27 protein-coding genes are annotated in these 25662 nt (G+C 55.2%); 7 read left to right on the forward strand and 20 right to left on the reverse strand.

Annotated elements, in window-relative coordinates:
• The first annotated feature begins 34 nt into the window (after positions 1 to 34).
• Together AC27FC_RS04335 and AC27FC_RS04340 are read left to right on the forward strand one after the other, a co-directional pair.
• On the forward strand, positions 35 to 997 hold the full coding sequence (locus AC27FC_RS04335) for an NAD-dependent epimerase/dehydratase family protein (protein WP_196354373.1): 963 nt from the start codon (positions 35 to 37) through the stop codon (positions 995 to 997).
• A 75-nt stretch (positions 998 to 1072) separates the two neighbouring features.
• Positions 1073 to 1516: a PACE efflux transporter gene (locus tag AC27FC_RS04340; RefSeq protein ID WP_039262452.1), complete on the forward strand. Its 444-nt coding sequence runs from the start codon at positions 1073 to 1075 to the stop codon at positions 1514 to 1516.
• A 241-nt stretch (positions 1517 to 1757) separates the two neighbouring features.
• Here AC27FC_RS04340 and AC27FC_RS04345 read toward each other — a convergent pair whose 3' ends face one another.
• Positions 1758 to 2525, reverse strand: coding sequence for a DeoR/GlpR family DNA-binding transcription regulator (locus AC27FC_RS04345; protein ID WP_196354798.1), 768 nt, complete (start codon positions 2523 to 2525; stop codon positions 1758 to 1760).
• A gap of 86 nt (positions 2526 to 2611) precedes the next feature.
• Between AC27FC_RS04345 and AC27FC_RS04350 the strand changes: the two genes are divergently transcribed.
• Both AC27FC_RS04350 and AC27FC_RS04355 read left to right on the forward strand, forming a co-directional pair.
• Entirely contained in the window at positions 2612 to 3196 is a 585-nt protein-coding gene (locus AC27FC_RS04350; protein WP_196354375.1) for an NUDIX hydrolase, read from the forward strand.
• A 302-nt stretch (positions 3197 to 3498) separates the two neighbouring features.
• Positions 3499 to 4191 carry a helix-turn-helix transcriptional regulator gene (locus tag AC27FC_RS04355; RefSeq protein WP_023311808.1) on the forward strand — a complete coding sequence of 231 codons (693 nt, stop codon included), beginning with the start codon at positions 3499 to 3501 and terminating at the stop codon, positions 4189 to 4191.
• A 14-nt stretch (positions 4192 to 4205) separates the two neighbouring features.
• Here AC27FC_RS04355 and AC27FC_RS04360 read toward each other — a convergent pair whose 3' ends face one another.
• The gene (locus AC27FC_RS04360) at positions 4206 to 4844 is read right to left on the reverse strand and encodes an acyl-homoserine-lactone synthase (protein ID WP_487159842.1); all 639 of its coding nucleotides are present in this window, start codon (positions 4842 to 4844) and stop codon (positions 4206 to 4208) included.
• 383 nt (positions 4845 to 5227) lie between these two features.
• Between AC27FC_RS04360 and tam the strand changes: the two genes are divergently transcribed.
• Complete coding sequence (tam, locus tag AC27FC_RS04365; protein WP_196354378.1) at positions 5228 to 5986, forward strand: trans-aconitate 2-methyltransferase; 759 nt, start codon at positions 5228 to 5230, stop codon at positions 5984 to 5986.
• A gap of 4 nt (positions 5987 to 5990) precedes the next feature.
• On the opposite strand, the gene AC27FC_RS04370 is transcribed toward tam, so the two are convergent.
• The 6 genes from AC27FC_RS04370 to AC27FC_RS04395 form a co-directional block, all read right to left on the reverse strand.
• Positions 5991 to 7181: a cytochrome c biogenesis protein/redoxin gene (locus AC27FC_RS04370; protein WP_196354380.1), complete on the reverse strand. Its 1191-nt coding sequence runs from the start codon at positions 7179 to 7181 to the stop codon at positions 5991 to 5993.
• Between the two features lie 135 nt (positions 7182 to 7316).
• Complete coding sequence (locus AC27FC_RS04375) at positions 7317 to 8615, reverse strand: ATP-binding protein (protein WP_196354381.1); 1299 nt, start codon at positions 8613 to 8615, stop codon at positions 7317 to 7319.
• Complete coding sequence (locus AC27FC_RS04380; RefSeq protein WP_033145553.1) at positions 8612 to 9352, reverse strand: response regulator; 741 nt, start codon at positions 9350 to 9352, stop codon at positions 8612 to 8614. The genes AC27FC_RS04375 and AC27FC_RS04380 overlap by 4 nt, the downstream gene beginning before the upstream one ends.
• Before the next feature lie 44 nt (positions 9353 to 9396).
• Entirely contained in the window at positions 9397 to 10392 is a 996-nt protein-coding gene (locus tag AC27FC_RS04385; RefSeq protein ID WP_487159843.1) for an alpha/beta fold hydrolase, read from the reverse strand.
• A gap of 145 nt (positions 10393 to 10537) precedes the next feature.
• Positions 10538 to 10978 (reverse strand): GNAT family N-acetyltransferase, encoded by a 441-nt coding sequence (locus AC27FC_RS04390; RefSeq protein ID WP_196354384.1) that lies wholly within the window; start codon positions 10976 to 10978, stop codon positions 10538 to 10540.
• Positions 10979 to 10990: 12 nt separating this feature from the next.
• The gene (locus AC27FC_RS04395; RefSeq protein ID WP_487159844.1) at positions 10991 to 11473 is read right to left on the reverse strand and encodes a GNAT family N-acetyltransferase; all 483 of its coding nucleotides are present in this window, start codon (positions 11471 to 11473) and stop codon (positions 10991 to 10993) included.
• A gap of 117 nt (positions 11474 to 11590) precedes the next feature.
• Between AC27FC_RS04395 and AC27FC_RS04400 the strand changes: the two genes are divergently transcribed.
• Complete coding sequence (locus AC27FC_RS04400) at positions 11591 to 12139, forward strand: GNAT family N-acetyltransferase (protein WP_033145547.1); 549 nt, start codon at positions 11591 to 11593, stop codon at positions 12137 to 12139.
• Here AC27FC_RS04400 and AC27FC_RS04405 read toward each other — a convergent pair.
• From AC27FC_RS04405 to sad, 9 genes are all read right to left on the reverse strand, one after another.
• Positions 12127 to 13041 (reverse strand): bestrophin family protein, encoded by a 915-nt coding sequence (locus AC27FC_RS04405; protein WP_033145546.1) that lies wholly within the window; start codon positions 13039 to 13041, stop codon positions 12127 to 12129. The genes AC27FC_RS04400 and AC27FC_RS04405 overlap by 13 nt on opposite strands.
• 200 nt (positions 13042 to 13241) lie before the next feature.
• Positions 13242 to 14693, reverse strand: a complete 1452-nt coding sequence (locus AC27FC_RS04410) for a tagaturonate reductase (RefSeq protein WP_196354388.1) — start codon at positions 14691 to 14693, stop codon at positions 13242 to 13244.
• 117 nt (positions 14694 to 14810) lie between these two features.
• Positions 14811 to 15338 (reverse strand): GNAT family N-acetyltransferase, encoded by a 528-nt coding sequence (locus AC27FC_RS04415; protein WP_033145544.1) that lies wholly within the window; start codon positions 15336 to 15338, stop codon positions 14811 to 14813.
• An 82-nt stretch (positions 15339 to 15420) separates the two neighbouring features.
• Positions 15421 to 16386 (reverse strand): sensor domain-containing diguanylate cyclase, encoded by a 966-nt coding sequence (locus AC27FC_RS04420; protein ID WP_039262472.1) that lies wholly within the window; start codon positions 16384 to 16386, stop codon positions 15421 to 15423.
• Between the two features lie 119 nt (positions 16387 to 16505).
• Positions 16506 to 17945, reverse strand: coding sequence for a sensor domain-containing diguanylate cyclase (locus AC27FC_RS04425; RefSeq protein WP_196354390.1), 1440 nt, complete (start codon positions 17943 to 17945; stop codon positions 16506 to 16508).
• Positions 17946 to 18058: 113 nt separating this feature from the next.
• Positions 18059 to 18415, reverse strand: a complete 357-nt coding sequence (locus tag AC27FC_RS04430) for a DUF4186 domain-containing protein (RefSeq protein WP_045354969.1) — start codon at positions 18413 to 18415, stop codon at positions 18059 to 18061.
• On the reverse strand, positions 18415 to 19341 hold the full coding sequence (gene glsB, locus AC27FC_RS04435) for a glutaminase B (RefSeq protein ID WP_033145540.1): 927 nt from the start codon (positions 19339 to 19341) through the stop codon (positions 18415 to 18417). The genes AC27FC_RS04430 and glsB overlap by 1 nt, the downstream gene beginning before the upstream one ends.
• 62 nt (positions 19342 to 19403) lie before the next feature.
• Entirely contained in the window at positions 19404 to 20993 is a 1590-nt protein-coding gene (locus AC27FC_RS04440; RefSeq protein WP_196354392.1) for a methyl-accepting chemotaxis protein, read from the reverse strand.
• Between the two features lie 122 nt (positions 20994 to 21115).
• Entirely contained in the window at positions 21116 to 22504 is a 1389-nt protein-coding gene (gene sad / locus AC27FC_RS04445) for a succinate-semialdehyde dehydrogenase (protein ID WP_196354394.1), read from the reverse strand.
• Positions 22505 to 22602: 98 nt separating this feature from the next.
• Between sad and ptrR the strand changes: the two genes are divergently transcribed.
• Entirely contained in the window at positions 22603 to 23481 is an 879-nt protein-coding gene (ptrR, locus tag AC27FC_RS04450) for a putrescine utilization regulator PtrR (protein ID WP_033145537.1), read from the forward strand.
• On the opposite strand, the gene AC27FC_RS04455 is transcribed toward ptrR, so the two are convergent.
• From AC27FC_RS04455 to AC27FC_RS04465, 3 genes are all read right to left on the reverse strand, one after another.
• Entirely contained in the window at positions 23435 to 23917 is a 483-nt protein-coding gene (locus AC27FC_RS04455) for a GNAT family N-acetyltransferase (RefSeq protein ID WP_029741250.1), read from the reverse strand. The two genes, ptrR and AC27FC_RS04455, sit on opposite strands and share 47 nt — an antisense overlap.
• 84 nt (positions 23918 to 24001) lie before the next feature.
• A complete protein-coding gene (locus tag AC27FC_RS04460) occupies positions 24002 to 24793 on the reverse strand; it encodes a PhzF family phenazine biosynthesis protein (protein WP_196354395.1) in 792 nt (263 codons plus the stop codon).
• Positions 24794 to 24820: 27 nt separating this feature from the next.
• On the reverse strand, positions 24821 to 25609 hold the full coding sequence (locus AC27FC_RS04465) for a PhzF family phenazine biosynthesis protein (protein WP_196354396.1): 789 nt from the start codon (positions 25607 to 25609) through the stop codon (positions 24821 to 24823).
• Between the last annotated feature and the right edge of the window lie 53 nt (positions 25610 to 25662).

Consider the following 25662-nt stretch of genomic DNA (forward strand, 5'->3'; position numbering starts at 1 on the left):
AGATGTCAAGCAGATTTCCAATAAGGGCCAGACAATGATAAGCACAAATAAGGTACTGATACTGGGCGCAACGGGTGGGATCGGTGGCGAAATTGCCCGTAAATTGATCCGAGACGAATGGGATGTTCGGGCATTGCGCCGCAGCGCTCCTCAACATGACGATCGCAACGAAAGCATGACCTGGATAAGCGGCGATGCGCAGAATGCTGAACGGGTTGAGGCAGCGGCGTCAGATTGCAGCGTGATTGTCCATGCCGTTAACCCGCCGGGTTATCGAAACTGGGAACAGCTGGTTTTACCCATGCTGCATAACACCATCAACGCAGCGGAGCGAAACGGTGCATTAATCGTTCTGCCGGGCACGATTTATAACTACGGTCCGGATGCTTTTCCCCTCTTACGCGAGGATTCCCCTCAGGATCCGGTTACCCGAAAAGGAGCCATACGCGTGCAAATGGAGAAGGCGCTCTCAGCCTATGCTCAGCGTGGCGGAAAGGTACTCATTTTGCGGGCGGGTGACTTTTTGGGTCCCCTCGCAGGCAACAACTGGTTTTCACAGGGACTGATAAAATCAGGGCATCCACCCAAGGTTATTAAAAATCCCGGGCAACCCGGCGCAGGACATCAGTGGGCTTATCTGCCGGATGTCGCCGAAACCGTTGCGGCATTGCTGGCGCGGCGGGATGAGCTCGAACCGTTTGCCAGTTTCCATATGCGTGGGCATTGGGATCCTGATGGGACAGCGATGACCACAGCCATAAAGTACGTCGCGGAGCATGCCGGTATTAAGGCAAAGGTGAAGTCATTTCCATGGTGGCTGGTCTCTGCAATGAGTCCGTTTAACACCACGCTGCGTGAAATGCGGGAGATGCGCTATCTCTGGGAGCAGACAATAGAGATGGATAATTCAAAACTGATCGCCTTTTTAGGCCATGAACCTCAGACCCCTCTTGCCGAGGCAGTGCGTTCTACACTAGCGGGGCTGGGCTGTATTTAACATAACCTGCACGTTTAGAAAGGGTTGAAAAATGTTTGATATACTTCGGCTTTTGAAAAACGTTGTCGTAAGCAAATGGAAATTGAATTAAATAAAAGTATTAAAGAGAGAGTTTTCCACGCTGTCATTTTTGAAGTGACGGCCAACGTTATCATCGCGCTGTCACTCGCCTGGCTGATGAACGTGTCGGTACTTCAGTCAGGCTCGTTGTCCGTGATATCTGCACTTACCGCAACGGTCTGGAATTTTATTTTTAATAAGCTCTTTGATTCCCTGCAGAAAAAACATCAGTTTCAACGCACATTTCTTGTTCGCGCAATCCATGCTGTTGGTTTTGAAACGGGACTTATCATCTCCTTAATCCCTGTGGCAATGGTTATGCTGAACCTAACCGTGACGGAGGCGTTTTTTGTTGAGATTGGCCTGGTGCTGTTTTTCCTGCCCTATACGATGCTCTTTAACTGGCTTTACGACTACCTGCGCTGGACGTTCGTTGGACGAAAGCGTTCGGCGTTATAGCTAAGTGAATCAATCTAAAAAATGAAGAGGAAGAAAAATGCGAAGTCTCCTGACTAAAGGAATTTGTCTTGCGTTAGCGCTGTCGGCCGCCGGGACCGCTCAGGCCGGTAAGAAAGAGAGCCAGCATCGGAAAAGACTGCATAAATTGATGATTGTCACATTGACACGTTCTTTCGTATGGTCGCCCCACTCTCCTTCTATACTGGTTATTTCTCCATCTCATAAAGGAAGGAACCATTTTTCAGTCACTCTCTGAGGTCAACACGACGGAGACCCCTTTTTCCGATACCGCGCGGATCCAGTCCCGATCGGTATTGTCTTCTACGACGATGATGTTCACCGATGACACATCGCCAATCACAAACGAAGACGCTGTGTTGACCTTTTCCGGAGAAGCCAGGACGACCGTCTCCGCGGCTCTGCCGGAAAATGCACGTTTGATGCACGCTTCTTCGAAATCGCCGGTTGTCAGCCCCGCCTCAGGATGGATCCCTGTCACCCCCATAAAGAACAGATCTGCATGAATATTTTCGATGCCTTCGATGGCCGCAGCGCCAACCGCAACAATGGAGTGCTTATACAAGCGACCGCCGATCAGAATCACCTCGATGGACGGATGATCCACGAGCCCCAGGGCGATGCTAGGGCTGTGCGTAACCACCGTGATGCGCAGGTCTGGAGGGAAAAACGTAATCAGCTCCGAAGTTGTCGTGCCGCCGTCAACGATCACCACCTGCCCTGATGAAATCAGCTGTGCCCCTTTCCGGGCGACCCTCTTTTTTGCATCCATCTTCACGGATTGCCGTTCGGCAAAGGGAGCAATAGCAGAAGATGACGGCAGCGCGCCGCCGTGAACCCGCTGTAAACGCCCTTCTGCCGCCAGCTCGCGTAAATCACGCCGAATGGTGTCTTCAGAAACGTCAAAGAGCACGCTGAGTGCTTTTGACTGGACCTGACCTTCGGCGCCGAGCTTTTCGAGGATCAATTTTTTTCGCTGACTAGTGAGCATCATGAGTTCCTGATGTTGCATGTTTTATCTTGAAAGTGCACGATAATGCTGTTTATGATAATTACTCTACGTAAGGAGGAACAAACGTGCAATCAAAACGTGCAGATGTGCGCATCATTGACAGTGAAACCCTGTCAGATAACTGGTACAACCTTAAAAAATACACCTTCGACCTGCAGCGCCGTGACGGCGAATGGCAAAGACAGCAACGGGAGGTCTACGACCGTGGCAACGGCGCGACTATTCTTCTCTACAACCGTGAGGAAAAAACGGTGATCCTGACGCGCCAGTTCCGCTTTCCCGTCTTTATCAACGGCCATGAGGACGATTTAATCGAAGCCGCGGCGGGACTGCTGGACAACATGGATCCCGAAAGCCGCATAAAAGCAGAAGCGGAAGAAGAGACAGGGTTTCAGGTTTCGAGCTTGCAGAAAATCTTTGAAGCCTATATGAGCCCGGGCTCCGTCACGGAAAAACTCTATTTTTATCTTGCCGAGTATCAGCCGAAAGACAGAACCGGCGCAGGCGGCGGGATCAAGGCTGAGGGAGAAGATATCTTCGTGCTGGAAATGACGCTCGAAGAGGCATTACGCGGCATTGAAACAGGCAAGATTGTCGACGGTAAAACCATCATGCTGCTTTATCATATTGCTCTTAAAGGCATTATGTAGACTGCTGGTTAAAATCCTGATTTTGAATCTGGGTCGGTACGCTTATCCATTACTCAAATGTAAAGCGGAAAACCTCCTAAATTTTGCAGCCTACTATATTTAGTGAACTATTTCGGGATTTGACAAAATTTTCAAAAATTCGCCGAGTCATCTGCATTTACCATTAGAAATGCCACACGTTGACCAGGCTACCAGTTGAGGTAGCCTGTCTTATCTGTTGGCTGGATTAAAATGCGACTCGCTACAGATAACGAAGCATATTATACTTGCTCCTCCACTCGAACAGGAGGCAAGCAACTCACGTGAAGGATACATATTACAACGACATAGCGATCAATACGCTAATTCAGAGTGAGCTGGACGCGTTTTTTGAGGATTTCAAAGGGATCGTCTTCGCCTACGCCATTATGAACAAGAAAGATCCTTCCCAGATGCGGATAATCAATAACAGCCCCGAGTGGTTTGATATCTACCTCGACAGGAAATATCAGTTCATTGACCCTGTTATCATTCGGGCTTTGCGCTGTGTTGAAGATTTTTTCTGGGAAAGTGATGTCATCCTGTCGGATGGTTATAACCTGACACGCATTTTCAACGAAAGCGTCCAGTATGATATCTACCAGGGACAGACTTTTCCTCTGCATGACTATCTGAATAATCTTGTCGTCTTATCCGTCATCAGTCCTAAGCACTCTGGTATTGATATAGAAAAATATCGGCCACAATTTCTAAGCTTCCTTGTTCAACTGCATCAGAAGACACTCAACCTGTATAGCCAGCATCAACAGAAAAAGAATGTTTTTCTGTCACCACGTGAGCGACAAATCCTTAAATGGGTCAGCGCCGGGAAAACCTACGCAGAAATTTCTGTTATTTTGTCTATTGCTGAACGCACCGTTAAGTTCCATATGGGAAATGTAATGAAAAAGCTCGGTGTGAATAATGCCAGACACGCAATAAAGCTTGGAACAGAACTACGCTTACTGGACGACTGAGCCTCAGCCACTGGTTATAAGTGGCGTAAATGCTCCAGCATTTCGCGAAGCCAGTGACTGGATTTGTCTTTGCTAATAATGTCTTCAATAATGCTGGTGCTGGCAGGCATATAAATATAGTAAATAACCTCCCCTTTTTCAGAAACACCGCGTTGAATAACTTCAACTTTCCAGTTCGCATGGCGAAATATGGCATACATACCGCGACTGGCTACAGCGTACATTCCATGGTATTTTTGCTTTATGCAATACATATTCATTGCAAGAAACAATGCCTTACTGGCGGGCACGCCCTGCAGACTTGCGGAGTCTCGCGTTTTTTTATCTAAAAATAAACGGCTAATTTCACAGCAGGGAACATCTGCCGGGAAAATAATGGCTTCGTCAAAATAATTGTGAAATATTTCGCTTATCATCGTCGGATGCGTCGAGTTAATGAATCGTGCGCCGCATAACAATTGTCCCTTATACATACCCAGCAAGTATGTCGTGTTTGGGTTGTCAAACCGATCCTTTTCCATATCTTCAACGCATTCAACTTTCCAGTCGAGTCGGTCCCGAAAGGTTTTTCTCCTGAGTCGGAAGAGTTCGCGGGCTAATGCTGACGGTAAATCATCGTAATCATGCAAAAAAAACTCAATAACAGAATTCATTGCTCTTATTCCTGATAATAACACCTGAAACTATTATCCCCTGTCTTTTAGGACAGCTTTCATTGTGCATGGTATTCCTTATACTTAAAAAGTACCCGGCCACTAAGTCCTCGTGAAACTCAGTGGCCAGGAGGTCAAAGACCTACGAAACACCAGGGATATATCCATTCATGATTATCTAATATTTATAGTTTCGGGTACAGAGCGTAAGAAGCACTTAGCCGATAAAATATTAAAAAACGATAATCATAAAATAATTACAATTAAAGTATTGCCCCTTAAGTATTTAAGGGGTAATATTTCCTTTTTCTATTTTTTCTCCTATTATCTCTGTTCTTAATGCTGTGCTACTCTTGCAGAAGCATGCTAAACGGAGAATCAAAATGGCCGACTGGAATCCCTCTCTTTATCTGCAGTACGGCGCGGAAAGAACGCGTCCTGCCGCTGAACTGCTCGCCAGAATTCCTCTGGATGAGGTATCCACCATCGCTGATTTAGGCTGCGGGCCGGGAAACAGCACCGCGCTCTTGAAGCATCGCTGGCCTTCGGCACGCGTTACCGGGGTCGACAACTCCCCTGCAATGCTTGAGGAAGCAAGAGCCGCATTGCCTGACTGCCATTTTGTTGAGTCCGATATCCGCCAGTACAAGCCTGGCCAGCCGCTGAACCTGATTTATGCCAACGCTTCGCTGCAATGGGTTCCTGACCATTACGATCTTCTGCCTCATCTCGTTTCTTTACTCACGCTTAACGGCGTATTAGCAATCCAGATGCCTGACAACTGGCTTGAACCTACTCATGTGGCGATGCGTGAAGTGGCGCTGGAACAAGACTACCCTGACCGCGGCCGCGAACCTCTCCCGGGTGTGCATGCCTACTACGATATCTTGTCCGAGGCGGGCTGTGACGTGGATATCTGGCGGACAACCTATTTCCATAAAATGAGCTCGCACCAGGCCATTATTGACTGGGTAAGCGCCACCGGCTTGCGCCCGTGGCTCCAGGAACTGAACGAGAGCGAGCAGAAACGTTTCCTGAAACGCTACCATGAACTGCTGGAAGAGCAGTATCCGCTCCAGGAAAATGGGCAGATACTGCTCGCTTTTCCGCGGCTGTTTATCGTGGCGCAACGCCAGCCCTGACGGGTTATGACCGGGCTTCTTTCAGCAGCTGCTGAATGACCTTTTCCTGCTGCGCATAATCTCCTTCGCCAAAGGCGGTATAGCGTAGCTGGCCTTTGGCATCGAAATAGTAATGCGCTGGCCAGTACTGGTTCCCGAAAGCGTTCCAGATTTGATAGTTATTATCCGTCACCACCCGGTACGGCAGCTGCCATTTATTTACCGCGTTTTTCACCGAGGCGAGCGGTTTTTCCCAGGGATATTCCGGCGTGTGAACCCCAATCACGACCAGCCCCTGCGACTGATACTTCGTGGCCCAGTCCCGCACGTGCGGGAGCGTATGCTGGCAGTTAATGCAATCCCACGTCCAGAAATCAATCAACACCACCTTCCCTCGCAGGGATTCAGACGTGACAGGGTCACCGTTAATCCAACCTGTCCCCCCACTTAATGAAGGCAGCTGGCTGCTGGGCTCTGTCATCACGACCGGTTGGAGCTTCACCGGCGCGGCTGTGGGTTTCGCCAGCGTCAGGAGTGTTGTCTCCAGACGGTCCGCAACGCCGTTTGCTCCTGTCAGAAGCGAAGTCATTCCCGTCGCGTTGAATACGACAGCCGCCAGCATCGCTACGCCCGCCCCCTGCCGCAGCTTTTCCATCAGCGCCGATTTTGCTCTTAACGGCGCCATCAGCGTGCGGCCTCCTGAAACGAGCAGGCTCAGCATTAGCGCGCATCCGCTGCCGTAGGCCGCCAGCAGCGCGCCCGTCGTAATGGCCGAATGGCCCGCGATATTAATGCTGAAAATGGCGCCCAGTATGGGACCGGCGCAGGGAGACCAGAGCAGCCCCACCGCAAGCCCGGCCAGAAAAGCCGATGCCAGACCGCGCGTTTGCCCGCTTCGGGTGTTCAGGACATTTCCCGCGCTGACGGCCGGACCCGCAATACGCTGGGCGAATGACGGAAAAATTAAGGCCAGCGCGGCCGCGGCCAGAATAACGAGAGCGATCCAGCGCCCGACGATGGTTGCCTCTGCTATCCACTCGCTGGCGACGGTGACGGCCATCGCCACCAGGGTGAACATCACGATCATCCCCGCCAGCAGGGCCAGAATATGTCGTCGCTGTCCCTGAAAACCGGCGAAAAGGAGTGGGATAACCGGGAGCGTACATGGACTGAGCAGGCTTATCATCCCGCCCAGAAAAGCGATTACCAGAAACATAGACACCTCACAATACAAGTCCTGCGACGCTGCAGTGAGGCTATTTCATCGTGCGGATGTGTTCAGGATATGTGTAAAAACGCAGATTTTGTCTGGCTCTGTATCACCCGGGCCGGGAGATACAAAGCCGTACAATTAACGGCGCGGTAGCGTAATGGAGACATCCAGTCCGCCTCCGGCCCGGTTCGTCAGGTTGAGCTTTCCTTCCAGCTGAGCGGTGAGCTGCGCGGCAATCGCCAGTCCGAGTCCTGTTCCGCCGGTATCGCGGTTGCGCGATGTTTCCACCCGGTAAAACGGCTGTAATACCGCCTCAAGCTCGTCATCGGGTATTCCCGGTCCGCCGTCAGTGATATGAATCACCACCTCTTCGGAAGACGAATTATCAATGGCAATAACGGCATACCCACCGAACTTAAGGGCGTTATCCAGCAGGTTGGTCATCACCCGACGAAGCGCCTGTGGACGCGTAACGATCGGCAAGCGGGTATCGTTTGCCTGAAGCTGCACGTTTTTACCGATGTCCTGATAATCGCAGGCGATGCTGTTGACCCAGGCGTTCAGCTCCAGCTTCAGCGGGGTCTCTTCCAGGGATTCTGATGACCGGGCATACGCTATACCCTCGCGAACAAGACGCGTCATGCTATCGAGATCGTTCAGGAGCTTGTCGCGAAGTTCAGGTTCCCCTGCCATCTCGACGCGCAGCTTCATGCGGGTAATCGGCGTCTGAAGATCGTGAGAAATGGACGCCAGGATCTGCGCGCGCTCCCGGAGATAAGACTGAATGCGCGCCTGCATCGCGTTGAAGGCATGCGCTGCACGCTTCACCTCAAGCGGCCCTTTCTCCGTCATCGGCGTGCTGGCCGCCGGATCCAGCGAATCCACCGCGCGGGTAAATTGTGAAAAAGGCCGCACCACCTGCCGCACGGCAATCCAGGCGCACGCAGCCAGCAACAGCAGCTGCAGGATCAGCACTACGGGCAGCCAGCTGGCGACCGGCGGCATGCGTGGGATCAGGTCAATGGTCAGCGGCGCGCCGTCGCGTAACGTCAGATGCGCCTGGATGTGTGAAACGGCACCGGGAACGGCGGTGAAGCTGAGCGGGTACTGTGTCGCAAGCGTCGCTTTTAAAGTTCGGATGGCGTCCTGCGAACGCTTATCCGCCGGCGCGTTGCCGGGCTCCCCCGGTCCCAGAATATAGCGGTAGTTGCCCCGTTCGAGGCGCGGAAGCCAGGCCGCGCGCTCGCTGGCCGGTAAGCGGTCTAAAATGGCGACGCTGGTTGCGACGTCGTTTTCCAGATTACCGAGCATCACCGTTCTGGCGCTGTGCATTCGTTCAATCATGACCAGCGTCAGGCTCAGGGCGTTGGCCAGCAGCAGGCCGGACAGCACGACGAGCAGCAGGCGGGCCAGCAGCGAGCGCGGCCAGAGCGTCATTCGTTAGCCTCTTTGATGGTCACCGGCATGGTAAAAACGTAGCCCTCGCTGCGCACGGTCTTGATATAGGCGGGCGTGCGGGCGTCTTCGTTCAGGCGCTGACGAACCCGGCTAACCAGCAGGTCGATAGAACGTTCAAACAGCTCGGCGTCTCGCCCCTGCGTCAGGTTGAGCAGCTGATCGCGGGTCAGCACCCGTTGAGGATGGTCAAGGAACACGCGCAGCAGGCGATACTCCGCCCCGCTGAGCGCGACGATCACCCCTTCCGGATCGATTAAGTGACGGGCAACGGTATCGAGCTGCCATTCACCGAACATCACCAGCCGCCCGGCTTCTGTCACCTGCAAATTGGGCGGCATCGTGCGAAAACGCCGTAAAATCGCTTTGATACGCGCCAGCAGTTCCCGGGCGACAAACGGCTTCACCACGTAGTCATCCGCGCCCATCTCCAGACCCAGGATCCTGTCCGTCTCCTCGTTGCGGGCCGTCAGCATCAGGATGGGCAGATCTTTATATTTCCCGACGCGTAGCTCTCGACATAACGTAAGCCCGTCGTCGCCGGGCATCATGACATCCAGCACCACCAGGTCGATATGCTGTTTATCCAGCACGACGCGCATCTCTTTGCCGTTGGCCGCGCCCGTCGCGCGATAGCCAGACTTAACGAGATAATCGACAATCAGTTCACGAATATCCCTGTCGTCATCGACGACAAGGATATGATCAATATGCTCCACCGAAATCTCCAGACCGAAGGGTAACGTACTGAAAATAGCACATTTCAGAGCTTATCCGCGTCAACGACGGCCTTGACGAAATCCTGCGGATCTTCCTGAGGCGGATTGTGCCCCACGGTTGCCCCGAAGGTGCGGTGCTCATATTTACCGGTAAATTTACCCGCGTAGGCCTGCGGAGCCGGATGCGGCGCACCGTTGTTCCCGCCTTCGATGGTGATCGTTGGAACGGTGATATTCGGCAGCGTAGCGAGTTTTTGCTCGTAGCTGTCGTATTTGCGCTCGCCTTTTTCCAGCCCTAAACGCCAGCGATAGTTGCTGAGCGTCACCGCGACGTGATCCGGGTTATCGAGGGATTTGGCGCTGGCGTTGAAGACAGCATCGCTAAATTTCCAGTCAGGCGAGGCCTGAGACCAGATCAAACGGGCGAAGTCATGCGTGTTTTTGGCATAGCCTTCAGCACCGCGCGCGGTAGCGAAATAGAACTGATACCACCACTGCTGTTCCGCTTTTGGCGGCAGCGGCTGTTTGCCAATCTGCTGGCTGCTGATGAGATACCCGCTCACCGACACCAGTGACTTAACGCGCTCTGGCCACAGCGCCGCAACGATATCCGCCGTACGAGCGCCCCAGTCATATCCTGCAAATACCGCCTGCTTAATATTCACGGCATCCATCAGGTTCACAATATCTTTCGCCATGGCTGAAGGCTGACCGTTGCGCGGCGTTTTGGCTGACAGGAAGCGCGTGGTGCCGTAGCCACGCAGAGAAGGCACAATCACCCGATAGCCTTTTGCCGCCAGCGCGGGCGCGACGTCGGCGTAGCTGTGAATATCGTACGGCCAGCCGTGCAGTAAAATAACCGGCTGGCCGTTTTTCGGGCCGATGTCGACATAACCGACATTCAGATCGCCGGCGTTAATTTGCTGCGGATGATCAAAGGCTGCCGCGAAATTTGTGCCGGTGACTTCAGCCTGACAGGACATCACGGTGCCAAGAGAAACGGTCAGTGCGAGAGTTGAGTACGCGAGTTTGCTAAACATGTTGGTATCTCCGGTTGAGTACAGTTCACGGGGATATAACAACACGGCAATGTATAGCGGATATGTGCGAAAGCGGGTTTATTGCAAGCCTGTGTATGTATCAGCGACGCAGATACAGTGTGATACAAACCCAGGCCTTGTCGCCTTAAAGGGTGATGCGATAGCGGACGTAATCGTCGGCTTGACCGTATTTGTCATAAAGTTTTCGCGCCGGGTTATTCTCCCGGGTGACCCAGTACAGTTTTGACCACCCTTCGCGCTTGCCTTCCTCAATCAGAGCATCAATGAGCGCCTTACCGGCTCCCGCCCCGCGTTCGTCGGCATCAACAAACAGATCTTCCAGGTAGCAAACGGGGGCCGTTGACCAGGTTCCTTCGTGCAGAATGCACATCGCGAAACCGATGACCTTTTCATCCTTCTCTACCACGCGGCAGAACATCGTGGAATGCGCTGAGAGCGCCCTTTCCCATGTCGATGCGGTGACGGATTCCTCGAGGTAGCAATCATAAAAATGGGTATAGCCATCCCACAGCGGTCGCCATTGGGAATAATCGTCTTCACGTAGAGGTCTTACCGTGACAGCCATGTGTTCCTCACATTACAAGTCGATCGCCATTTCAAAACAGCGTAAATCAGCCCCGGCCATACGCGAGTGATGATAGTTTTCGCGCAGCGTGACAAACCCCAGCTTCTGATAAAACGACTGGGCGTTAGGGGTTGCATCCAGCCTCATACGGGTTATGCCCCGGCTACGGGCTTCATTTTTGAGCGCCTTTTTGAGCGCCTCGATAATTCGGGTCGCCATGCCTTTACCGAATGCCGCGGGCAAGGTGAATATCGCCTCCAGACAGTGGGTATCCAGATCCAGATAGCCGGTCGCCGCAACGTCGCCCGTTTCATCTTCCACCACGTAAAAAGGGTATTCAATGACCATCTGCCGATAGTGTTCGGGCATGAGATCCGGCGTCCAGCGCGCAATGACGTCGGCGTCGTAACTGGTTTTACAGCCGTGACGAATCGCCTGATTGCGAATATTCCAGAGTATTTCGGCTTCCTGTGGGTTGGCCCGTCTTAATGTCATGCTGACCTCTGCAATTGTTAGTAGTATGTGAAAAGAGCTCGCTGGGATAGAGTGCCGTAAAGATGAAAATACCAGAACGCAAACAAAAGCATAACGCTTAAATATGGAGATCCGCGGATGACGATACCGACGCTCACGACAGAACGCTTATTGCTAAAACCGCTGGTTGCCGAAGATGCGGCCCAGATACAAAAGCGTTATCCGCGCTGGGAGATCGTCCGCTATATGGTCTCTTCCGTGCCCTGGCCCTACCCGGATAACGGCGCGGAAAACTATGTCAACAACGTGGCGCTGCCGGATATGGCAAAAGGGATCGCCTGGTTCTGGAGCATCCGTCGTCGCGAGGTGCCGGATGAGTTGATGGGTATTATCTGTTTGTATGACGTCGAAGATAACAACCGTGGATTCTGGTTGGCCCCGGAGTTTCAGGGCCAGGGATACATGCGCGAGGCCAGCATTGCCGCGACGGATTACTGGTTCAATACGCTAAACAAACCCGTATTACGCGCCCCGAAAGCCACCGCCAACAGCCGCTCCCGGCGTATTTCAGACAGTAGCGGCATGCGGCTTATCAGGACGGAAAAGAAAGCCTACGTCAGCGGCATGCTGGATTCCGAACTGTGGGAGATCACCCGCGACGAGTGGAACGCCCGTCAGGTCAGCTGATAATACTTATCCGGCATCAGCCTTTCAGGAATGTTCTCTTCATCGTTCATCTGCAGCAGATCGCGTTCCATCATGTTGCAGATGGCGTCCAGCGGCAGATCGTTATCTTCTGTGCCGAACGGGTCTTCCAGCTCTTCTGCCAGGGTGTCCAGCGAGATAAAGGTGTAGGAGATCAGCGCCGAGACAAACGGCGTCATGTAGTGCAGATCTACAACCAGCGCGAACGGCAGCATGATGCAGAACAGATAGACCGTGCGGTGCAAAATCAGCGTATAGGCAAACGGCACCGGCGTAGTCGCAATGCGCTCGCAGCCGGAGAGGACGATGGACATATCGTTCAGACGGTTGTTAAGGCTGTGGAACAGGATGTCTGAAAGCTGCCCGTTACGCCGCCGCACGGCCAGCCACTCCCCCATGATCAGTAAAATGCGGTTCGCCGGCGAGTTGGCGCTCATCACGTGACGTAAATCGTCCGGAGCAAGATAGCGAGAGAGCTGTTCGGCGTTCAGGTCCCGGCGGAGGGTCATGCGCAGGCAGTTGGCAAAAGCTATCTGCAGGCGGACAAATTCCCCCAGGTGCTTATCGTCAGGCAAGGTGTTTTTCACCTCGCGAAACAGCGAGCGTGCCGCTATCATCAACTGCCCCCAAAGCAGGCGAGCCTCAACGTAGCGCGAATAACAGGCGTTGTTTCTGAAACCGAGAAAGATAGCGATCGCCACGCCGAGAATGCTAAATGGCGCCACGGTAAATTTGATGCCCAGCGAGGTATACCACGGCAGCATCAGGATAACGGCGATTGAAAGCAGGAAGTTCAGCAGCAGTCGGGTGTAAATTTTGGGAAGTACCGAGCCGTGCCAGACAAAAATCAGTTGTAGCCAGTGCTGTTTAGGACGAACAATCATAGTGAGTTTCAGGAAGGAAAAGAGCGTGGCTATTAAACGTGATCTCCCTCACGGTTGCAAGCATGTTAACGGGACATTGAATTTTATGACCTGCTTAGCGATAACCGCACGGTGCTGCATGCGGTTTTAAAAAAAGAGCATATAGTATGTTGTAACTAAAATAAGATGTAATTAAACCCGGCCGAAGCCGGGTAACGTCATTAGCAAAGGGGGTTCACCGCTGCGCGCATTCCCTTCAGGAGAATGGCGTCAAGATCCAGGGTCACCTGGTCGACAAGCCCGGTGTTCTGCGTGAGATCCTGTTCCCAGTGCTCGCTCACGCTCAGTACGGACTGCACCAGCTCACGGGTGCTCAACTGCTGGTCGCGATGCTGTGCCCACAGCTGCTGATAACGTTCCAGCCAGAATGCATCATCCTGCACCGGATAGTTCTCCCCGTTACGCTCCGCGCGATAAAACGCTATCAGTGCAGCCAGCGCGAACGTCAGACGTGCAGGCAATTGTCCGCTTGCGTTCTGCCCTGCCAGCAGCTGCGGCAGGATGCGGGTGCGATATTTGGTCATACCGTTAAGCGCGATGGAAAGCAGCTGGTGTCTGATGTAAGGGTTGCGAAAACGCCCTGTTACCGCGCTGGCAAAAGATTCCAGCTCGTCACGCGGCAGATCGAGAACCGGAATGATCTCCTGATAAATCGCTTTTTCGACAAACGCGCAGATCTCTGCATCATTCATCGCCTCGCCTACCGTCTCTAACCCAGCCTGGAATGCCACCGGCACCAGCGCCGTATGCGCGCCGTTCAGGATAGCGACTTTGCGCTCTTTGTACGGCCTGATGTCGTTGACTATCAGCACATTCAATGGGTATTTATCCAGACGAAGTTCCTGAGCAAGGGATGCCGGCCCCTGGATAACGAACAGATAGAAATGTTCAGCCGTATCCAGGAAACCATCGTGATAACCCAGCTCAGCCTCCAGCGTGGCCGCTTCGTCGCGCGGATAACCGGTCACGATACGGTCAACCAGCGTCGAGCAGAAGCTGTTTGCCTCGTTAAGCCACTGGATAAAGGCGGCAGGCAGCGCCCACTCCCGGGCATAACGCAGGACAAGTTCACGCAGCGCATCACCGTTGTAGTCAATCAGCTCGCACGGAATGATGATCCAGCCTTTATCCGCTGCACCGTTGAAGTGGCTATAACGCTCAAACAGCAGTCGCGTCAGCTTCGCCGGGTAGCTCACCGCAGGGGCATCGGCGAATCGGTCACCCGCGTGGTAGCTGATACCCGCTTCGGTGGTGTTCGAGAAAACAAAGCGCATGTCCGGATTGTGCGCCAGTTTCAGGAACGCATCATACTGGCCGTAGACGTCGATCTCCCGGTTAACCGAGCGGATAAGACGGCTCTCACTCACCGCTTCACCCTGCCCGTTCAGGCCGCGAATGATAGTGGTATAGAGACCATCCTGAGTGTTCAGCGACGGCGGGAAGTCGCTCTGAATAGGACGGACGATAACCACACCGGCGTTAAGATCGGTATGTTCATTTAGCAGGTCAATTTGCCAGTCAACAAACGCACGCAGGAAGTTGCCTTCACCAAACTGAATAATGCGTTCCGGGTATTGAGCACCGGGAAAATCACGACGGTTGAGCGTGTTCACAAGAGGGTTCCTTTATGATTAGTCATACAGCCTGATAAGATTGGTACGATAACTTATCAAAACTTAACGACCAGAAACCCTGTTTTGATCAATCCACAGCGTAGTTGTACAAAATAATCATAAGAACTTATAGAACACGGACGTGGCCGTCATGGCGCCGTCCGGCATCAGGGCATAGCGCGGGATCTCCCCCACCTTTTGCCAGCCGGCACGCTGGTAGAACGTCTCGGCGCCGCTGCCGGTGGAGGTATCGAGCACCAGAACCGAAATATCTCTGGCCCGGGCCTCCGCTTCAAGCGCTTCCATCAAGGCCATCGCGGCACCTTTGCGGCGGGCTTTCTCGTGAACCAGCAGCTTCGCCACATCGGCGCGATGCGGCTGGTTTTCCGGCTGGTCGACGATCAGCTGCACCGTACCGATGACGCCGTCCTGCGGGTCGACACAGGCCAGCACCAGACGCTCGTTGCGCCCTACGCTTTCAGCGATGCCGCGCCAGAACGAACGAGCCTTATCCAGACTAAAGGGAAGCATAAAGCTGACGGATGCCCCGCCGTTCACACAGTTTTCGAGGATCCCGGCCAGCGCATCAAGATGGGTGAGAATGTCGTCTCGGGTGAGGTTTTTGATTTGCAGTGAGGTATTCATTGTTTTTCCTTACGTTGAATACCGTCACTGTGCATTTAACATCTTCTTAACGCAAACGGATCGGACATACGCTTTTGTTATGTTACCGGGAGCGCTGTCGCTGCTGTTTCATGGCATACATCTTTTCATCGGCCTCTTTTAACCACTGCTGCAGGTCGTTGCCGTTATGATCGAATTCACTGAGCCCCCACGAGAAATGGAGCGACCAGGGATGTAGCTTGCGGGCGTTATAGTTTTCTACCTGCTCGGCAAGATACTGCATGGCAATCCAGGCGCCCTGCTCATCCGTATCCGCGAACAGCACGGCGAACTCGTCCCCGCCAAAACGAACCAGCAGATCCGCTTCGCGGAAAGAGGCGCGCATCAGCTGCGCCATCGCTTTCAGCGCCTTATCCCCCTCTTCATGCCCGAAGCGATCGTTAATTTCCTTAAAGCGATCCAAATCCAGCCAGCCGAGCGTGAGCGGCTCAGCGCGACGCCGGGCAACGGAAAGCGTGAACCGCACGAGCTGATTAAAGCCCCGACGGTTGAATAACCCGGTTAATTCATCCGTGGTCGCCGCGCTGATGGCAGCAAATTCGTCTTCCGCCAGCGCGCCAAGGTCCCCCAGCACGGCGAGGTCGGCGGCAGAAAACTCGCGGGGGGCGTAATCAATTAGGCACAGCGAGCCAACGCTTGCGCCGTCGCGCAGGCGCAGCGGGAAGCCCGCGTAAAAACGCACGCGAGGCTCACCGGCCACCAGTGGGTTATCCGCAAAGCGATCGTCCTGAAGCATATCCCCCACCACCAGCGGCGCTTCGGTGAGGATCGTATGCCCGCAAAATGAGATATTACGCGGAACGCTGCCGGGCGCCTGACCGTCAGCCGACTTCACGATTAGCGAATGCTCATCAATGAGATTGACCATCGCCAGCGGCACCTGGAAGAAGCGTTTTGCCAGACGCGTTAAGCGGTCAAACGCCGGGGAACTGTCGATCTCAAGCAGACCTGATTCTCGTAGCGAGTTGAGTCTGTCTGTTTCATTTTCAGGGGTTGCAGGTGCTTTCATAATGTCTCCTGACGTAAAGCGTTACTAAAAGCGTAGCTTAAACAGAGACATTGTCAGTGTTCTGACATCCTGTTAAGCCGCTTACTATTCACGTCAATGCCTTATGACGATTAACGCAGCTATGTTTCACTCCCGGAGGGCGCGGCAATCTGCTCGTCCGCCACCCGAGCGCTGGTACGGTTTCGACCCGCTTTTTTGGAACGATAGAGATGATCGTCCGCTTCGGCCATGAGCTTGTTGAAGACCTCGGTCAGCTGCCAGGACTCGGCCTTTCCGCTGCCGAGGCCAATGCTGACCGTCAGATAGAGCGTCTGGTGACGCCATGTAAAAGGATGGCCGGCAACGGTGGATCGGATACGTTCAGCCAGTTCAAAACCGTGCTGCGCGTCGCCTGAATTGACCACCACGGCGAACTCTTCCCCGCCCATGCGCGCCACCATGCCGTTTTCGCCAACCACCTGCTGAACCTGTCGGGCAAACGACGCCAGCACGCGGTCTCCGCACTCGTGGCCGTAGTTATCATTAATGCTTTTAAAGTAATCAATATCCAGCAGCATGACGGTCAGAAAACGCGTGTGCCGGTACGTCTCTTCATGCTTTAACGCCTCGTAAAGCCCGGAACGCGAGTAGACGTGCGTTAAAAAGTCATAATCCGCCCTCAGCGAAACCTGACGGATCAGGGAATTAATCGCCGCCATGCTGACGGAAACCATCACCGGGCAGATCGCCATCGTGGCGATCCCCAGCCGGGCTGAAAACATCATTGGCGTCGTAAACGGCGTCGCCACGGCAATATTAATGATCGAGTTGGCGACCAGAATGATTTCAGTGGCCCCCGTGATAAACGTCAGCAGACAGGTCGCAGGCAACGAGTAGCGAACCGCACACCAGATAAGCGCAGGCAGAGGAAACGAGAGGCTCCCCGCTCCGCCAATCACCACCGACGCGATCACCGAGACGATCAGCGCAATTACCGGCAGCAGCTGCTCCAGACGGAGCCTGAGTTCACGCCCGGGCATACGCAACGTGAGCATACAGGGCACAACAAGCACGCCGGTTGAGAACTGCTCGCTAAACCAGTCGGCAAATAGCGGCCAGAAAGTATGACTGTCAATCCCGACCGACCCTACCGCGCCGAGCAAGGCGCAAAGCAGCGCGGCAATCAGACAGTAGTTAAACAGGCGTAGCGCGTTAAGCGGATCGGGGGTTTTCTTCATCAGCCGCTTGTCGCGCTGAACCAGCACGGCGACGACGACGATAAAGATCATGTTTGACAGGTTGATCACCACGGAGGCCATACCCCAGTTGGTCGTTACCGCGTCGTACAACAGCATCGCGACATAACATACCGCGTAGTAATGCAGGCGATTCAGGTAAACATAGCGGGCGAAAATCCCTGCCATGACGCCATTTAGCGGCCAGAACAGCGACAGGGCCTCAACGAGCCGTAATTCCGCGCCCACAAAATAGAATAAAGTGGTGAGGATGAAGATCGTCGCTGCATTTCGCAGCGGGGTATCAATCTGGAACGGCCTGAAAGCGGTAAGAGCAGAACGCATTAAATATCATTCCATATGAAAGCTTATGGCAATTATTGCGGTCGTCAGCATGATCGGGACTAACTTGGGATGCATCTATAACACAAATACCACGGGAGCATAACTCGTCAAATTTAGGCGTTCATCTGCAGCACCAGCCAGTGGTGGATGACGCTGACGATATAATTTTGTTGCTGCGCCGTGAGCGTTACGCCCTGTGGAATGTTATGCCATTTTGCCAGACAGCCCCGACAACAGGTAGCGGTGGCATGCTGGGCGATAAACACCGGGTGACCGCGCATGGGCGTCTGTTTACCGTCGTTGGCGGGGTGCGCGGGCGCAAGGCGCTTTTCGACAAAATCCGCGGCGTGCCGATCAATGGTTTCGGGGCCTTTGTCCCAGCAGTACTGTCGTTCCTTATCGCCCAGGCGAAAGCGCGAGCGAAATGTCGATCGCGCCAGGCGGGAAAAGAGAGGATCCAGATCGGACATCAGTATACGGAACGTCCCAGGCGCTGGGTAAGTTTCTCCAGAACCGCCACGCCGGCAAGGGAATTTCCCGTTTCATCCAGTTCCGGGCTCCAGACGGCTATCGCCATTTCATGCGGCACAATCGCCACGACCCCGCCGCCAACGCCCGATTTAGCCGGAAGCCCAACGCGCCAGGCAAACTCGCCGGCGTTTTGATACATCCCGCTGGTGGCCATCAGCGCGTTAACCTGCCGGGCCTGAAGCGGAGAAACCACCTCCTGATCGAGATGCGGCGCGTGCCCCTGGTGCGCAAGGAACAGGAACGTCTGGGCCAGCTCAACGCAGCTCATTTTCAGGGCGCAGTAATGGAAGTAGTTTTGCAGCACGGTCGCCACGTCGTTGTGGAAATTACCGAAGGATTTCATCAGCCATGCGATAGCCGCGTTACGGGCGGAGTGTTCAAACTCCGAGCGAGCCACCACTGCATCATAGGCAATGTCGTCAACGCCCGAGAGCTGGCGAACAATCTCCAGCATTCGCTGGCGCGGTGCGCTGAGGCGACTTTGCAGCATATCGCAGACCACCAGCGCCCCGGCATTGATAAAGGGATTTCGCGGTTTACCCTGCTCAATCTCGAGCTGAAGCAGCGAGTTAAAAGGCTGGCCGGAAGGATCTTTACCGACACGCTGCCAGATCTCTTCTTCTTCATACTGGCGCATCGCCGCAACCAGACTCAGCACTTTCGAAATGGACTGAATGGAAAAACGCTCAGCCGCATCGCCTGCCTGGTATCGCTGTCCGTCAATGGTACAGATAGCAATCCCCAGCTTGTTCCCGCTCACCGAGGCAAGGGCCGGAATATAGTCGGCAACCTTCCCCTTTCCAATTAACGGACGAACCTGCGCCAGAATCTCGTCCAACATCTCATTATGGATGACCGCAGCCACACTTTGCTCCTTGCCCTCAGGCTAAAACGGGCTGCGAGTATAACAGAGGCTTATGTATTGCGTCAGACGCTAAGACGAAAACGCGAAACGGCCTGCAATAAAAGATCGGATTGCTTTTGCAGCCGCTCAGAGGCATCCGAGGCGTCTGAGACCAGCAGGTCCGTCTGCCGGGAGACCTGATTCAGCGCCTGAAGCTGGCGCGTCATCTGGTGAATACTGTCTCCCTGGCTGAGCGTGGCGGTTGAGATCTCATTAAGCAAACTGCTTAAATTGCCCACCAGGCCGGTGACCTGCTGCAGATTCTCTTCCATCAGGGTAACGGCGCGGGAACCGTCTTCAATGCCCTGCAGCGAGCGGTTGATCAGCTCCTGAATGGTCTGCGTCGAGTGGCTGCTTTTTCTGGCCAAAAGCCCGACTTCCCGGGCGACGACGGCAAAGCCGCGCCCCTGGTTTCCGGCATGGGCCGCCTCGATGGCGGCATTCAGCGCCAGGATGTTGGTCTGAAACGCCACGCTGTCGATCATCGCCACGATCCCGCGCATCTCAGAAGATCGGTCGACGATCGCCTGCATGGACGCATTCACGGTAGACATCATCCGGTCGCCGCCCACGGCCGCCTGACGCGCCTCATCGGCCCGCGAGCTGGCGAGCCTGGCATAGCCGGTATTCCCTTCCACATGGCTTTCCAGCGCCGCGATATGCGCCGTCACATCCTCAAGCTCTTTCGCCTGGCGCGCTGACTGCTGATACAGCTTCTGGTTACCCTGCGCAAGGGAGTCAATGTTCTCCACCATCGTCGCGGTGGCATGGCTGACCTGCGTCACCAGCTGCTGCAGACCGTGCTGCATCGTCGCAATACTGTCGCTAAGCTGACCTATCTCCCGGTTAAAGCGCATGACGGTCGGCGGCGTGCCGGAGAGATCCCCTGCCGCCAGCCGGTTAATATGCGCAATCAACCGACGCAGCGGCGTAATCACCCATCTGGACATGCCGAACCAGACGACAACCGCGATGGCGAGCAGCAGCACCGGCGCAAACAGGAACAACGTTTGCAGGCCGGAGAGCTGCGCCATTAGGCTCTGACGCCCCTGCATGGCCTGCTTCTCGCTTGCCTGCTGATAGCGCGCATAGTTGTCGTTAAAATCAGACTGAAACGCCTGAGCCGGTACGGCAAAAAACGCGTCGATGGTGTTGGTCTTAATCAAACCTTCAGCCTGCTCGTTGATCGCGCCGTAGAAAAGCTGATAGCTGTTCACCAGGGCATCGTCTTTCGGCGGATTGAGCGCCAGCCAGGCCTTCCACGCCTGCTGAGAAACCGCCAGCGCCTTTTGCGCATCATCCATCAGGCTGTGCCAGCTCCCGTCGGAGCCGGTCTCTTTATCCTGCATAAACCAGACGCCGGAGCGGTTAAGCAGGTCGCTTGCCGCCAGCAGGGAAACGCGGGCCAGATCCAGCTTGCTCTGCTGCTGCCAGGCCAGCAGGTTTTGCTGCTCGTTGCGCTGGGCGTCGTTCAGGGAGGCGTTAAGCAGAAATGAGGAGGAGAGCTGCAGCGCGGAGAAAAGGCCAATAATACAAAAGATACCCGTCAGCAGGCCAAAGTGACGAGGGGTGAGACGCTGCGCAATACGGCGAAAAATTTGCGTTAGGTTCATAATTATCTTCATTAACAATGCGTTAGACGCGAGCGAGTCTACGAAATGAAAATGACAGAACCATTGCAGATAAATGACAACGGCCCTCGTGATGAGGGCCGTAATCACAGGCGGGCAATAAATTACACGCGATCCTTCCATACCGTCTGCACGTTGCAGAACTCGTGCAAACCAAAGTGGGAAAGCTCCCGGCCAAAGCCGCTTTTCTTCACGCCGCCGAAGGCCACGCGCGCGTCGCTGGCGCTAAAGCCGTTGATAAACACCCCGCCGCACTCCAGTTCGCGGGAGAATTTATCCGCAAGCGCCGCGTCAGCGGTAAAGACGGTGGCGGACAGGCCAAAGTCGCTGTCGTTGGCAAGCGCCAGGGCGTGCTCCGAGTCTTTTGCTACAGTCACGGCCGCGACCGGACCAAACAGTTCCTGGCGGAACGCCGTCATCGACGGGGTGACGTTGGTCAGCACGGTTGGCGCGTAGTAATTGCCCTCTCCGCTGATTTTCTCTCCGCCCAGCAGCAGCGTTGCCCCTTCGGCCAGGGTGGCCTGCACCTGCTGATGCAACTCATCGCGCAGGTCATAACGCGCCATCGGGCCAATAAAGTTCTCTTCCCGATCCGGTGCGCCGAGTTTCAGCGCAGAGACGGCCTCGACAAAACGCCGGGTAAAGGTCTCTGCGATACCCTCCTCGACGATAAAACGTTTGGCCGCCGCGCACACCTGCCCGGTATTCTGGTAGCGACCCGCCACCGCCGCCTTCACGGCGAGATCCAGGTCGGCATCGTTAAGGACGATAAACGGGTCGGAGCCGCCCAGCTCAAGAACGCATTTTTTCAGCGCGGCTCCTGCCTGCGCGCCAATAGCCGCACCGGCACGCACGCTGCCGGTGACGGTCACCGCCGCAATACGGCGATCGTTAATCGCCTGGCTTACGCCGTCATTGGTGGCGTTCACCCAGCCGAATACGCCTTCAGGGAAACCGGCATCTGCAAAGATCTGCCCAATAAGTTCCGCAGAGCCGAGCACGTTTGGCGCATGCTTAAGCAGATAGCTGTTACCTGCCAGCAGAATGGGCACCGCGCCGCGCAGCACCTGCCAGAGCGGGAAGTTCCAGGGCATCACCGCGAGAATCGGCCCCAGAGGACGATATTCAATAACCGCGCTGTGGTTTTCCACCAGCGTGGGTTCCGCACGCAGCATCGCCGGGCCGTGCCCGGCATACCAGTCGCACAGACCGGCGGATTTTGCCACTTCCGCCCGCGCCTGCAGGATGGGTTTCCCCATTTCACGGGAGATCGTCTGCGCCATCTCTTCCGCGCGGTTTCGCAGCGCGGCGCCGAGATCCAGGAGCTTCTGCGCCCGGTGGGACACGCTTTCGCGTCGCCACTGGCGATACCCCGCGTCAGACTGAGCAATCGCGCGGTCAACCTCTTCCGCCGTCGCCCAGGGATAAGCAGCGAGAGTTTCCCCCGTTGCCGGGTTAACGGACAAGGCATGTGTAGCAGATGAATATTTCATGATGTTCTCCACGCATTTTGGTTGATTCATTGTGGCTCACTCTGCTATTTCTTAAAAATGAATAATACTAACCACCTTATTCACGAAACGAGAATGCCATGGACTTAACCCAGCTTGAAATGTTTAACGCCGTCGCGCTGACGGGCAGCATCACCCAGGCGGCGCAGAAGGTGCATCGCGTGCCGTCTAACCTGACGACCCGCATCCGCCAGCTGGAAGCCGATCTTGGCGTTGAGCTGTTTATTCGTGAGAACCAGCGTTTGCGCCTATCTCCCGCCGGACATAACTTCCTGCGCTACAGCAGGCAGATCCTCGCCCTGGTGGATGAGGCGCGCATGGTCGTCGCGGGTGATGAGCCGCAGGGGCTATTTGCCCTCGGCGCGCTGGAAAGCACCGCCGCGGTGCGCATTCCCGAAACGCTGGCGCAGTTTAACCAGCGCTATCCGCGCATCCAGTTTGCCCTTTCTACCGGGCCATCCGGGACGATGATTGATGGCGTGCTGGAGGGAACCCTCAGCGCCGCCTTTGTCGACGGGCCGCTGTCGCACCCGGAGCTGGAGGGGATGCCGGTCTACCGGGAAGAGATGATGCTGGTCACGCCAGCCGGGCACGCGGAGGTCGCCCGCGCCACACAGGTTAGCGGCAGCGACGTTTACGCTTTTCGCGCGAACTGCTCGTACCGTCGACATCTGGAAAGCTGGTTTCATGCGGACAGAGCCACGCCCGGCCGCATTCATGAGATGGAGTCCTATCACGGCATGCTCGCCTGCGTCATTGCGGGCGCGGGCATCGCGCTGATGCCGCGCTCGATGCTGGAGAGTATGCCGGGACATCATCAGGTTGAAGCCTGGCCGCTGGCGGAAAACTGGCGCTGGCTTACAACCTGGCTGGTGTGGCGGCGCGGGGCGATGACCCGCCAGCTGGAAGCTTTTATAGCGCTGCTAAACGAACGTCTTCAACCAGCGCCTTCTCCATAAACAGGCTGAGCGGATCGTCAGCGTACGGGGCAAACGCCGGACGCAAATCGTACCCGCACTGCTCGTACAGGCGAACCGCGGCGCGCTGTTTGATGCCCGTCTCCAGCCTTACCGTGTGGCAATGGCGGCTCAGGGCCTCATCTTCCAGGGCGGCCAGCAGCGTCTCGCCGAGATGCTGCCCGCGATGGGCCGGATCGATATAGACCCGCTTCATCTCCCCCGTTCCGTCGCCGTTGAGCACGATGGCTCCGCAGCCTACGGCGTGCAGCTGCTGGTCACGAATGACCATCAGGATCAGCGAGGCTTCAGGCAGCGCGGACAGGTCGAGCAGATGGTTGCTTTCGGCGGGATAGAGTTCGCTCTGGTAGCGGTCAAGCGCCGCGATCAGGTTGAGAATGTCCGGATGACGTGCAGATTCAGAGGTAATGGAATACATGGCAGGCTCCTTGCTGTTTTTATATCAACATAGCTCAGGCCTGCCGGGGTGGTTCATAGTATTAACTTATAGCGCGTCACTCGGCTAGCGCAGGAAGATTCGCCCTTTCAGGTACAGCGTAGCCTGGCCGCCAATCAGCACGCGGTCGCCCTTCAGCTCGCAGCGCAGATCCCCGCCACGGTATGACACCTGGCGGGCATTGAGTGACATTTTGCCCAGCTTTTCGCTCCAGTAAGGGATCAGCATGCTGTGGGCGGATCCGGTGACGGGATCTTCCGGCACCCCTTCGCCAGGGCAGAAGAAGCGGCTGACGAAGTCATATTCTTCTCCCGGCGCCGTCACGCAGACCATTTTATCCAGCGGAAGCATGGCCCCAATATCCGGCGTTAACGCTTCCACCTGCTGCTGGCTCTCCAGCACCACCATGTAATCGCGTCCGACGCGCACCTCTTTTGCCGCCGTGATGCCCAGCGCGCTAAACAGCACTTCAGGTGGGTTCTCGACAACCTCCGTCGACCACGCGGGGAAGTTCAGCGTCAGCCAGTCGCCGCTGCGCTTGACGGTCAGCTCGCCCACGAAGCGCGTGGTGAAGGTGATTTCGGTATGCGGATAATCAAGGTATTCGAAAATGACGTGAGATGCGGCAAGCGTGGCGTGACCGCACAGGTTAATTTCATCCAGCGTGGTGAACCAGCGCAGCTCAAACCCGCCGTCGGTGCGCACGAAAAAGGCGGTCTCAGACTGGTTATGCTGTTGCGCCATTTTGAGCAGCGTTTCGTCCGGCAACCACTCTTCCAGAGGACATACCGCTGCGGCGTTGCCGCCAAAGGTTTTATCGCTGAAGGCATCCACCAGATAAAAATCAATTTCCTGCATTGTCTCTTCCTCTCTTGTTATGGGTTTTTAGCGCAGAAAAACTGTGCCTTTCAGATAAAGCGTGGCCTGCCCGCTCATCAGCACGCGCGAACCTTTCAGCTCACAGCCCACATCGCCGCCGCGCGCTGAAACCTGACGGGCGAACATCGTGGTTTTGCCCAGCTTTTCGCTCCAGTAAGGGATCAGCATGGTGTGCGCGGAGCCGGTGACCGGGTCTTCCGGGACGGAAACGCCCGGTGAGAAAAAGCGGCTGACAAAATAATATTTCCCCTCACCGCGCGCCGTAACGCTCACCTTATGCTCGCCCGGCGTCATCGCCGAGAAGCGCGGCGCAAGCGCTTCAACCTGCTGGCGATTTTCCAGAACGATCAGCCATGCGCGCCCTTTACGGGCTTCAACGTAGCGGCTGATACCCAGCGCCGAGAGCATCTCCGGCGGGGGTGTCTCCTGATGGGTTGGGCATGCAGGGAAGTCCAGCGTCATCCACTCCCCCTCCCGGCTGACGGTGAGGCGGCCAGAGGCGGTTTCAAAGTGGATCCGCGAATCCGGGTAATCCAGCTCGGTAAACAGCACGTGCGCGGCCGCCAGCGTAGCGTGGCCGCAGAGATTGACTTCGGTGAGCGTGGTAAACCAGCGTAGCTCAATGCCCCCTTTACTGCAGACGAAAAAAGCCGTTTCCGACTGATTATGCTGCTGCGCCATTTTCAGCAAGGTCTCATCGGGTAACCATTCCTTGAGCGGGCAAACGGCGGCCGGATTGCCGCCAAACGAGGTGTCGCTGAACGCATCTACCAGATAAAAATCAATCTCCTGCATTGTCTTACCGCCTGTTTTTATTGTGTTGTTCTTTTATATTCAATGAAAACGGC

The organism is Enterobacter sp. C3_dUdeg (assembly GCF_057536195.1).